Origin of the sequence: Alistipes sp. An66, assembly GCF_002161445.1 — a bacterium.
GTDB lineage: Bacteria > Bacteroidota > Bacteroidia > Bacteroidales > Rikenellaceae > Alistipes > Alistipes cottocaccae.
In genome coordinates this window covers 20,864-33,324 of sequence record NZ_NFHT01000016.1, presented here as the reverse complement: position 1 = coordinate 33,324, position 12,461 = coordinate 20,864, and the positions used below count along the sequence as shown (strand labels likewise).

Sequence of the window (12,461 nt, the reverse complement as noted above, 5' to 3'; positions counted from 1 at the left end):
ATTATTTTTGTATAGGAAAAATGTGTTCCGCCGCGGAATTTCGCGAGACGAAATGAAGAAAAACCTAATTATTAACCAAAACCTGTTCTATGAAAAACTTTACGATGAAGTTTGCCCTGACGCTCCTGTTGGGACTGGGCCTGACCGCCTCGGCCATGGCCCAGAAGATCGGCGGAGTCGTCAAGGATGCTGCGGGCAACCCGGTGATCGGCGCCTCGGTGGTCGTTGACGGTACGACGTTGGGCGCCAGCTCGGGAATCGACGGCGCCTGGACGCTCAATGTCCCCGATGCCTCGAAACAGACCCTGGTCATTTCCTATATAGGAATGAAAACCCAGCGGATCGCCATCGGCTCGAAAACGAAGATCGACGTGACGCTGGAGGACGAATCCACGGCGCTGGACGATGTGGTCGTCGTGGGTTACGCCACCGTCAAGCGGCGCGATGTGGTGGGCTCCGTCTCGTCGGTGAGCTCCGAGGAGCTGACCCAGATGCCCGTGGCGTCGGTCGCCGAGGCGATGACCGGCCGCATGGCGGGCGTGCAGATCACGGCCACGGAGGGTGACCCCGACGCCGACATCAAGATCCGCGTGCGCGGCGGCGGTTCGATCACGCAGGACAACTCGCCGCTCTACATCGTGGACGGATTCCCCGTGGAGAGCATCTCGGACATCCCCGCTTCGGACATCGCGTCGATCGACGTGCTGAAAGACGCCTTCTCGACGGCCATCTACGGATCGCGCGGCGCCAACGGCGTTGTGATCGTCACGACCAAGAGCGGCGAAAAGGGCCGTGTGACCGTGAACTACAACCTCTATGTGGGCTTCAAGGATATGGCCTACAAGGACAAGATGAAGAGCATGGACGTCGGCAACTTCGTCCGCTACCAGTATGAGCTCGCCGCCTTGCAGAGCACCTCGTCGAGCAACACCGTGGCAAAGAACTACGAACCCTTCTTCGGCAGCTTCAACGACATCGGACTCTACGACTCGATGGAGGGCAACGACTGGATCGACCAGGTCTTCGGCCGCACCGGCGAGCAGTTCAGCCACAACCTCTCGGTTTCGGGCGGCGGCGACAAGTTCAAGTGGACGGCCAGCTACGCCCGTCTCTACGACAAGGCGATCATGACCGGCTCGAATTACAGCCGCGACAACCTCAACCTGAAAGCCAACTACAAGCCCGGAAAGCGGGTGACGTTCGACTTCTCGGTCCGTTACGCCGACACGGATGTGGCCGGCGCCGGCGCCAACTCGCTCAACGACATGGGCACCTCGACGTCGGGACGTCTGCGCAACGCGATCCTCTATCCGCCGATCCCGATCTCGGGACTGACGGCCGACGTGGACATGCCGGACAATTCGAGCGATGCGGTGAACCCGCTGGTGGCCATCGCCGACTCGGACAAGAAACGCAACCGCACGACGTGGAACGCCAACGCGGGCTTCACGTGGGAGATCATCGACGACCTGAAACTCAAAGTCGAGGCCGGCATCGACGACTACCGCCAGCAGGACAACGAGTTCTACGGCGTGACGTCCTACTACTCGCGCGAGTCGTCGACCGTGCTCGGCGCCCCGGCGGCCCGCTACGCCAACCAGACGCGCCGCCGCACGCGCAACACCAATACGCTGGCCTACAACTTCAAGAACGTGATCGGCAACGACGACCATGCGCTGGACCTGCTGCTCGGCCAGGAGTACATGATCACCGAGGACGAGACCTTCACGGCCATCGCCGACGGCCTGCCGTCGATGTTCTCGGCCAAGGATGCGTGGAGCTACATGCGTCTGGCGTCGAACGTCAAGGAGGCCTACAACAACATCTCGCCCGACGATATCCTCTTCTCGTTCTTCGGACGCGTGAATTACAGCTACAAGAGCAAGTACCTGCTTTCGGCGACGATGCGCGCCGACGGTTCGTCGAAGTTCGGCAAGAACCAGAAGTGGGGCTACTTCCCCTCGGTGGCGGCCTCGTGGCGCATCTCGGGTGAGAAGTGGCTCGAGGATGCCCGCTGGATCGACAACCTGAAAATCCGGTACAGCTTCGGTACGGCCGGCAACAACAACATCCCGACCTACGCCTCGCGGCCTTCGCAGGAGTTCTCCTCCTCGTCGTCCGCACACCTGAACATCGGAACGTCGTATCTCGACCCGGGTACGGTCATGGCCAACCCGGATCTGACCTGGGAGACGACCTATTCGCACAACGTCGGTCTTGATTTCAGCTTCTTCAACAGCCGTCTGTCGGGTTCGGTGGAGGTCTACCAGAACACGACCGAGGACCTGCTGGTGCGCTTCCCGGTGGGCGGCAGCGGCTACACCTATCAGTACCGCAACGTCGGTTCGACGCGCAACCGCGGTGTCGAGGTGGCCGTGAGCGCCTCGATCCTCCGCACCGAGAAGTACGGACTGGACTTCAACGCCAACATCGCCTTCAACCAGAATACGGTGCTCGACCTGGCCGACCTGAACGCCACGGGCTGGGGCGTCTCGTCGGGCTGGAACAACCGCATCGCCGACTCCGACTACGTGATCTACAAGGGCGGCTCGGTGGGCGACGTCTACGGCTACACGACCCTGGGCCGCTATGAGGTCGACGACTTCATCTGCGAGGTCGACAGCAAGGGCAACACGACCTGGACGCTCATCAACGGCGACGACTCGAAGGAGGTGGCCAACCTGATCGGCACGGTCCGCCCGGGCTCGCTGCGCGTGGCCACGGATGCCGACGGCAAACCCCTCTACGGCAAGATCGGCAACGTGCTGCCGAAATTCACGGGCGGTTTCTCGCTCTCGGGCTATGCCTACGGCTTCGACTTCGCGGCCAACTTCACCTACTCCTACGGCAACAAGGTCTACAACGCCAACAAACTCGAATATTCGGCCTCGCACACCTACACGGGCGCAGGGCAGATCCGCAACCTGCTGGACTTCATGTCGCTGGGCAGCCGCTGGACGAACATCGACTGGTCGACCGGTCAGGTCATCACGGATCCCGTGGCGCTGGCCGAGGCCAACCGGAACACGACGATGTGGTCGCCCTACATGACCGGCAACTTCGTCCACAGCTGGGGTCTGGAAGATGCGTCGTTCCTGCGTCTGTCGTCGCTGACGATCGGCTACACGCTCCCGAAGGCGTGGACGACGAAGGTGCGCCTGCAACGCGTGCGCATCTACGCCACGGGCACGAACCTCTTCTGCTGGACCCCCTATTCGGGCTTCGACCCCGAGGTCGACACGCGGCGTTCGACGCCCATGACCCCGAACGTCGACTACTCGGCCTACCCGAAGAGCCGTTCGTGGGTATTCGGCATCAACCTTTCGTTCTAACCCCTCCGTCTAAAATTACAACATGATGAAAAAGATAATTCTTCTTTTGATCGGGGCGGCCGCATTCGGCTCGGCGATGCTGACGCAGACCTCCTGCTCGGCGTTGGAGGATACGTTGTCGCCCGAATCGCCCTCGTCGTTCGAATCCGCGACGGTCTATTCGAACGTCTCGCTGGCCGACTACGCCGTGGTGGGCATCTACCAGTACTTCACCATCGACCGTTCGTACCGCAACCGCTTCAACACCTACTACGGATTCAATACCGACATCGAGTGGTACAACTCGGCGAACACCGACCCCTCGAAGAGCGACGAAAAATCGAACCTCGCGAACTTCAACACGACGGCCAACTCCTCGAACGAGCTCAACCAGTCGGGCGAACGCCGCCTCTTCTCGATCATCTATCAGGCCATCGAGCAGTGCAACCTCAACATCCAGGGACTCCGCGCCTACGGCAACGTGGCGTCGAATCCCGACATGGCGCACCTGCTGGGCGAATCGCTGACCATGCGTGCGATGTTCTACTACGACCTGATCAAGGCGTGGGGCGACGTTCCGGCGCGTTTCGAGCCCGTCACGGAGTCGACGATCTACATCCCGAAGAGCGACCGCGACGTGATCTTCAAGCAGCTCATCGCCGATTTGCAGGAGGCTGCGCCGATGATGTACTGGCCGGGCGAGTCCTCGTTCACCGCCACGACCGGACGTGCCAACCGGGCCTTTGCCGACGGTCTGCTGGCGCGGATCTGTCTGGCCGCCGCAGGCTATGCGTGGCGTCCCGACGACGGGACGGTCGGCACGGGCAACGCCGGGTCGTACCGTCGCAGCACGCTCGTCGAGTCGGGCGAGTGGGCCAACGACAAACTCTATGAGATCGCACTGAAAGCCTGCCAGGACGTGATCGCGCAGGAGAACGTGCACGTGATGCTCGAACCCGAATACGAACAGCTGTGGCGCGACGTCTGCACGTGGAAGAACGACGCCGTGAACCGCGAGACGATCTTCGCCATGCCGTTCGGCCACACGACGCTGCGCGGACGCTGGCTCTCGAACAACGCCATCAAGCACAACGCCGTCGACCAGTACTGCCAGTATTCGTCGGGCGGCGGATCCGTGGGGCCCGTCCCGACGATGTACTACGAGTTCGAGGCCAACGACGTGCGCCGCGACCTGACGTGCGTGAACTACGCCTGGTCCGCCGAGTCGAATGCCGTGCAGATGCCGGCCGACTTCAACAAGTGGTACTTCGGAAAATACCGCTACGAGTGGACCTCGCAGGTCATCACGAGCACCGACGACGGCATCATGCCGATCGTGCTTCGCTATGCCGACGTGCTGCTGATGGCCGCCGAGTGCTACAACCAGCTGGGGCAGCTGACCGAAGCGAAGACCGAGTTCCAGAAGGTCCGCATGCGCGCCTATGCCGGCAACGAGGGTGACGTGACGGCCTACATGGCCTCGATCACCGACCGGGATGCCATGTTGAAGGCGATCATGCACGAGCGTGCGTTGGAGTTCTGCGGGGAGTACCTGCGCAAGGGCGACCTGATCCGCTGGGGCATCTTCGGGGATGCGATCCTCGAATCGCGCGCCAAGATGCAGGCCATCCGCGACCATCTGACCTATACGTCGTCGATCACGGGCCGCCGGTACGACTATTCGACGCTGGGCACCTACCTCTACTACCGCCATGTGGGCGACCTGAACAGCGCGGGCAAGCGCGAGACGGTCGAGATGTGGGGTCTGAACCCCGGCGAGCAGGATGCTCCGAGCGGGCAGGGCTGGACCCAGCTGTTCAACGACGACGGCACGGAGCCCGACAAGTATATCGACAACGGCTCGCTCAGCGACAACAAGATCGCGACGCTGGACGGCAGTCTGGGCGCTGCGGCCGCCAAGACCCGGGACGAGATCAACAGCCGGATGTACTGGCCGATCTTCTCGCAGGATCTTTCGGCGAATCCGCGTCTGGTGAACGATTTCGGATATTAGTCGAAACCTTAAAACGAGTGAATCATGAAAAATAGCTATAAAAAACTCTTCGGCGGGCTGTTCATGCTGGGTGCCGTGTGCTTCGCGGGGTGCCACCAGCCGGATGCCGAAATCGACACGCTGGACTATTCCCGGGCGTTGCAGCCGTTGAACTTCACGGCGGCGGTGGACCGCGAAACGGGATATGACGTGAATTTCTCGTGGACCGTGGCCGAGAAGACGGACTATGTGCTCTCGATCCAGGAGGTCAACGAGGAGGGTGCGGCGATCGGTTCGCCGATCGAGGAGGAGATCCTCGCCGCCGATGCCGAAACGCCCTACAAGGTGACGCTCACTCCGGAGCGGATCTACAAGGCGACGTTGCAGGCCTTCTCGGCGACGAATCCCAACCTGCCGGGATCGCTGCTCGTGGAGGCGGGTCCCGTGGAGACCTACTACGTGATGGAGTCGCTGAACCCCGAGCTGGTGACGCGGACGATGAACTCGATCACGGTGAAGTGGACGAACGACGACGGCGACGCAACGCAGCTGTCGAAGATCGAGGCCGTGCCGCTGGATGCGGCATCGGGCGCAGCGACGGGCACGGTGGAGATCGACGCGGCGGCGCGGGCTGCCGGCGCGGCTACGGTCGGGAACCTGACCCCTTCGACGCAGTACGTGGTGACGCTCTATTACAGCAAGTCGACGCGCGGCGGCGTGACGGCCTGGACGGCCCCCGATACGGAGGGCATGACGCTGGTGAAGAACTCCGCGGAGCTGATGCAGGCCTTGACCGACGGCGCTACGAAAATTGCGGTGAAGGCCGGCGAGAAGTATGTGCTCGAATTCAGCGGGACGAATCCGTTGTCCGGTTGGAAGGGCGATCTGGAACTGGTCGGCGTGCTCGGAGATGACGGGTCGATGCCTGTGATCCGGGGTTTCGAACTGGAATCCTGGTGCGGAACCGACGCCGCGAATGGAGCCACCGGCATCTATCGCTTTGAAAACATCGTGTTCGAAGGAACCGGAGTCGGCGATGATGAATTTTTGTTCCGGACCGGTGAAGGTGCCGACGCGAAGGTGTCGATCGAATCGGTTGCGGTTCTCAACTGCGAGTTGTACAATTACGTGAGCGGAGTTGTCTTCACTTCGTCCAAGACCGCGGAGGCGACCATCGGGACGATTCGACTGGAAGGCCTCTATATCCACGACTTCCTGAATGCGGGCGGCGATCTGATCGACTTCCGGATCGGTACGGTGAATACGCTGACCATCCGCAACAATACGATCATCGACGCCGGCCGCGCCTTCCTGTTCAGCGACGTCAACGCGAACTTCTCGACGATCGAGATCTCCAACAATACGTTGAACCGGGTGGGTCTGACCAATACGCGCAAGGGTATTATCGGCGTGCGGACCGCGGTTCCGACCTTCACGCTGAACAAGAACCTTTTCCTGAACGAGTATTCGACGAGCGAGACCGTGCGTCTGATCCATGAGAACGCCAATGCGCAGATTCCCTCCATGTCGGGCAACTATTTCTACAATATCTGCTACAACTCGACGGGTGACGAGAACTATGCCGGTGCGGACTTCTTCACGACGAAGATCGGCAACAATGCCACGGCTGTCAATAAGGACCTGTGTTTGAGCGGCGGGGGCAAGGTGCTGACGTCGGATCCGTGCGTGAAATCCTCGCGCAACAAGATGGAGCTGACCAACTCGGAGGTGGCCGCCAACGAGGTGGGCGACCCGCGGTGGTGGACCGTTGCGGCTCCCGTCACGGAGATCGCCACGGAGCTGACGCCCGTCACGGAGGATTATGCGTGGCCGCTGTCGGACGACCTGATCTTCGAGCCGCAGGACATTACCGAGACGATCATCTACGGCAACCTGCGCTTCATCGCCTCGAACGAGACCTTCCCCGTGTCGATCACCTCGGATCATACGATCACCTTCTCCGGCGCGACGACCTTCACGGCCGACGGCGAGCCGACGAACAACGCTCTGGCCATCCGCGTTTCGGAGGCCGGATCGTTGATCCTCACGCCGTCGAATGCCGGGATCGGTGTCCAGTTGGAGATCATCGCCGGGACGGAGCGTTATACGGTTCCGTGCGACGGCGTGGAGCATACGGTGGGCCTGGGCGAAATCACGGGCGATACGCATGTCTATATCACGACGACGGGAGCCGTCGAGTTCTCGTCGCTGGCATGGTCGACCGAGGTGTCGGTCGACGGAGACCTGAAAGCGCTGGCGACTCCGGTCGTGAAGGCCGAACCGGCCTCGGTGGCATGGAGCGCCGAACAGGAGGTGGTGCTGTCGTGGGAGGCCGTGGCCAATGCGGCCGCCTATGCGGTGACGTGGGGCGACCAGGAGCCGGAGACGGTTGAGGAGCCGACCTTTACGATCCCTGCGGCGACGGTCAAAACGCTCGCCATCGGAAGCTATCCGGTGACGGTGGTTGCACAGCCGGTGGAGACCTCCACGAAATACAAGGCATCGGCTGCCGGCGAGGCGAAGTTCGAGGTGACGAAGATCACGCTGGGCACGCCCGAGGTGTCGGTTGCGCCGTCGACGGTAAACGTCGGAACGGAGCAGGCGGTTGTGGTTTCGTGGCCGGCGGTAGCGAATGCGGCATCGTATGACGTGACCTTCAACGGCCAGACGATGAACCAGTCGGAGACGACGCTGACGCTGTCGGCTGCGGATGTGGCGCTGCTTGCGGCGGGCCGTTACGAGATTACGGTCGTAGCGAAACCGACGGATGCGGAGCACTATGTGGATTCGGCTGCGGGAGCGGGCGAGCTGGAGATCAAGGCCGTCGGCGCCGCCACGACGCTGTCGTGGAACTTCTCGGATGCCGGATTCGATGCCGTGGCTACCGCGATCGGCACGTCGGATAACAAAACCTACTCGGGAGAATGGAATGGCTTGAATATAGCCGCCGGCAACAAGTCGATCAAGATTGATACGAACGCGAACGATCCGTATACCCGAGGCTTGCGACTTGGCGGGGAGGGCAGTACCACGGAACGGGTGCTGAGTTTTACGGCCCCGGCATCGGGAACGGTGACGGTTGTAACATCTGCGACGGGAAGCACTACGGATGAGGAGCGCAATATTCTTGTACAAGCAGGTAGTGCGGAGCCCGAATCGAAGATGGCCATTGTCAGAATGTCAAAAGAACTCGTAACCAATACGTTTGATATTACGGTTTCCGCGCCGACAACGATTTATGTTTATGCTGATGCCAGTATCAATGTCTACAAAATCGAGTTCAGCTATGTGGAGGCCGTGGAGACGGCTCCTTACAGCCTGACGTTGAACTATGACCTAATTAAGAACAAGGTCGGAACGGATGTTCAGATCCTTACGGGTACTGCGATGGATGGCTCGCCGTCGGCGGATGCCTTGGAGAAGTTCTCCGGTTCGAGCAGTACGCCTTTTATCCAGACGTGGACTTATCAGGGTGTAACCTTTGGGTCGACGATGGCTGCCTCTTCGAGTTCGATGTATATGAAAAAGGGACTTTCCGTGGAGACTTATCTGAAAAACGAGACTTCGCTGGGGGCTATTTCGACAATCTATTTGAAGATGGTGGAGGGTTCGAAACTTCCGGCTGTAAACAGTTCGGATGACGGATCTGTATTCACGACGCTGGATACTCCGTCTGCTGTCGAGGGTGAAGGTACGTATGCCGGATACTATAAATATGACGTGAGTGGCAAGCCTTATTTCAAGATCATGTCTACAAGTGCCGGAGATGCTAAGGTTATTGAAGCCATAATTGTTGGTGAAAAATAATTAATGGAAAATTTTCCAGAGAGGTGCGCGACTCCTTTGCGGGGTCGCGCCCTTTTTTTGCGGCAGGGTGTTTGCGGGCGATGGGTGTGCATAATTGCGAATAAATTATTAACTTTGCCCGGATATTTTGCACACCATGGCAGAGAACGAAAAAGAGATATTGGAAAACCTCGGCGAGCGGGAGTACAAATACGGATTCACCTCGGCGATCGAGACCGAAACCATCGGCAAGGGCCTTTCGGAGGAGGTCGTGCGGCTGATCTCCGAAAAAAAGGGCGAGCCGGAGTGGATGACCGAACGCCGCGTGGCGGCCTACCGCCACTGGCTGACGCTCGAACCCCCGACGTGGGCACACCTGACGATCCCCGAGATCGACTTTCAGGATATCATCTACTACGCGGCCCCGAAGGCCCGAAAGAGGCTCGGCTCGATGGACGAGGTCGATCCCGAACTGAAACGCACGTTCGACAAACTGGGCATCCCCCTCGAAGAGCAGATGGCGCTGGCGGGCGTGGCCGTCGATGCCGTGATGGACTCCGTGTCGGTGAAGACCACCTTCAAGGAGACGCTGGCCGAGAAGGGCATCATCTTCTGCTCGATCTCGGAGGCGCTGCGCGACCATCCCGAACTGGTGAAAAAATACCTGGGGAGTGTCGTGCCCTACACGGATAACTTCTATGCGGCGCTGAATGCCGCGGTCTTCTCCGACGGGTCGTTCTGCTACATCCCCAGGGGGGTGCGGTGCCCGATGGAGCTGTCGACCTACTTCCGGATCAACGCCGCCGGGACGGGGCAGTTCGAACGGACGCTGATCGTCGCCGACGAGGGCGCCTACGTGAGCTACCTCGAAGGGTGTACGGCGCCGCAGCGCGACGAAAACCAGCTGCACGCCGCCGTGGTGGAGATCGTCGTCGAGCGCGACGCCGAGGTGAAATACTCCACGGTGCAGAACTGGTATCCGGGCGACCGGGAGGGCCGGGGCGGCATCTACAACTTCGTGACCAAGCGGGGCCTGTGCCGCGAGAATGCGCGTCTGTCGTGGACGCAGGTCGAGACCGGCTCGGCCATCACGTGGAAATACCCGAGCTGCATCCTCGCCGGGGACAATGCGGTCGGGGAGTTCTACTCGGTGGCGATGACCAACAATTTCCAGCAGGCCGACACGGGCACGAAGATGATCCACATCGGCCGCAATACGCGGAGTAGGATCGTCTCGAAGGGCATTTCGGCGGGCCGGAGCGAGAACTCCTACCGGGGGCTGGTGCGCGTGGCGAAGGGTGCGGAGAATGCCCGCAACTACTCGCAGTGCGACTCGCTGCTGATCGGCGACCGGTGCGGCGCCCACACCTTCCCGGTGATCGACTGCCGTAACCGCACGGCGGTTCTGGAACACGAGGCCACGACGTCGAAGATTTCGGACGACCAGCTCTTCTACTGCAACCAGCGGGGGCTGTCGACGGAGGATGCCGTGGGGCTGATCGTGAACGGCTACGCGCGGGAGGTGCTGTCGAAGCTGCCGATGGAGTTTGCCGTGGAGGCCCAGAAACTGCTGGCCCTGCAATTGGAGGGCACGGTGGGATAACGGCCCCCCCCCATAAAGTTCCCTCCGAGAAGGCCTCCGTTCCGATACCGCACTGACTTTCCTCCATAAAGTCCCCTCCGCGGAGGGGATTTAGAGGAGGGTAGAATTGAATACGCGGCCGCAGGGCGCGGGCAACGGCGGCCGGGGTCGGGAAACCGGATAAAAAAGTGAATAAGATAATGGAAAACAATATGTTAAGCGTAAAGAATCTACACGCCACGGTCGAAGGCAAGGAGATCCTCCGGGGTATCAACCTCGAGGTGAAGGCCGGCGAGGTGCATGCCATCATGGGCCCGAACGGTTCGGGAAAGTCGACCCTCGCGTCGGTGCTGGCCGGCAACGAGAAGTTTACCGTCACGGAGGGCTCGGTGGAGTTTCTGGGACAAGACCTGCTTGCGATGCCGATCGAGGACCGCGCGCGGCTGGGACTGTTCCTCGGATTCCAGTATCCGGTGGAGATCCCGGGCGTGACGATGGCCAACTTCATGAAGCTGGCCGTCAACGAACAGCGCAGGTACCGCGGTGAGGAGCCCCTGACGGCTGCCGAGTTCCTGCGCCTGATGAAGGAGAAGAGCGCCGTCGTGGAGTTGTCGTCGAAATTGACCTCGCGGGCCGTGAACGAAGGCTTCTCGGGCGGTGAGAAGAAGAAGAACGAGATCTTCCAGATGGCGATGCTGGACCCGAAACTGGCCATTCTGGACGAGACCGACTCGGGCCTCGACATCGACGCGCTGCGGATCGTCGCCACGGGTGTCACGAAGCTGCACACGCCGCAGAACGCCACGGTGGTCATCACGCACTACCAGCGGCTGCTGGACTACATCGTCCCCGACGTGGTGCACGTGCTCTACAAGGGGCGGATCATCCATACGGGCGACAAGACGCTGGCGCTGAAACTCGAAAAGGAGGGTTACGACTGGCTGATCAACGAATACGACAAGTGATGGACCGGATACTGGAAATCATCGGCGAGCTCCGCAAGGCGGGCCGGGAGGAGTTCCGGGTCACGACGCCGGTCCCGCAGCCCTATGGGGCGGTGGATCCCGAACACCTGCGGGTGGAGCTGGCGGCGGGTGCCGCGGCGCATCTGGTGGTGCTCCACACGAAGGCCGCGACGTCGTCGCTCGACGTGGAGCTGGCCGAAGGGGCCCAGTTCGAACTGACGGAGCTCTTCCTGGGTGAGACCTTCTGCACGACGAACGTGCGGCAGGGGGCCCGCAGCCGGTGCCGCATGACGACGGTGCTGCTGGCCGGGGCCAATGTAGGCTGTACGGTCGACCTGACGGGCGCGGATGCCGAAAACTCGCTGGGCGGAACGTTCCTGGTCGGCGGCCGGGAGCATGCGGTCGTGAAGCTCCGCACGAACCACCGGGTGGCGGACTGCCGCAGCGACTCCACGTTCAAGGGCGTGGCGGGCGGCGAGGCCGTGGGTGAGTTCTCGGGGCTGGTGTACGTGGCGCAGGACGCCCAGCGCACCGATGCGCAGCAGCAGAGCCGCAACGTGCTGTTGAGCGATACGGCGCGCATCACGACGATGCCGCAGCTGGAAATCTATGCCGACGACGTGAAGTGCTCGCACGGCGCGACCGTCGGGCAGATGGATGCCGATGCGATTCTCTACATGCGTCAGCGCGGGTTGAGCGAGGCGCAGGCCCGGCGGTTGCAGATCGAGGGTTTCGTGGGCGACATCGTGCGCCGCTGCGGCGTGGAGCCGCTGGGCGAGGCCGTGTTGGAACTTGCGGCGGAGAAACTGGAAAAACTGTAACGG

Annotated in this window: 6 protein-coding genes; all 6 read left to right on the top strand. The window is 61.2% G+C overall.

Features of this window, described 5'->3' with window-relative positions:
* The first annotated feature begins 89 nt into the window (after window positions 1-89).
* The 6 genes from B5G16_RS10225 (at window position 90) to B5G16_RS10200 (ending at window position 12,458) form a co-directional block, all read left to right on the top strand.
* Window positions 90-3,332: a SusC/RagA family TonB-linked outer membrane protein gene (locus B5G16_RS10225; protein WP_239406084.1), complete on the top strand. Its 3,243-nt coding sequence runs from the start codon at window positions 90-92 to the stop codon at window positions 3,330-3,332.
* A gap of 25 nt (window positions 3,333-3,357) precedes the next feature.
* Complete coding sequence (locus tag B5G16_RS10220; protein ID WP_162612055.1) at window positions 3,358-5,325, top strand: RagB/SusD family nutrient uptake outer membrane protein; 1,968 nt, start codon at window positions 3,358-3,360, stop codon at window positions 5,323-5,325.
* A 24-nt stretch (window positions 5,326-5,349) separates the two neighbouring features.
* On the top strand, window positions 5,350-9,111 hold the full coding sequence (locus B5G16_RS10215) for a DUF4957 domain-containing protein (RefSeq protein WP_087263642.1): 3,762 nt from the start codon (window positions 5,350-5,352) through the stop codon (window positions 9,109-9,111).
* A 136-nt stretch (window positions 9,112-9,247) separates the two neighbouring features.
* Window positions 9,248-10,693: a Fe-S cluster assembly protein SufB gene (gene sufB / locus B5G16_RS10210; RefSeq protein WP_087263641.1), complete on the top strand. Its 1,446-nt coding sequence runs from the start codon at window positions 9,248-9,250 to the stop codon at window positions 10,691-10,693.
* A gap of 191 nt (window positions 10,694-10,884) precedes the next feature.
* A complete protein-coding gene (gene sufC / locus B5G16_RS10205; protein ID WP_087263664.1) occupies window positions 10,885-11,637 on the top strand; it encodes a Fe-S cluster assembly ATPase SufC in 753 nt (250 codons plus the stop codon).
* Complete coding sequence (locus tag B5G16_RS10200) at window positions 11,637-12,458, top strand: SufD family Fe-S cluster assembly protein (RefSeq protein ID WP_087263640.1); 822 nt, start codon at window positions 11,637-11,639, stop codon at window positions 12,456-12,458. Before sufC ends, B5G16_RS10200 begins: the two co-directional genes overlap by 1 nt.
* The last annotated feature ends 3 nt before the right edge of the window (window positions 12,459-12,461 follow it).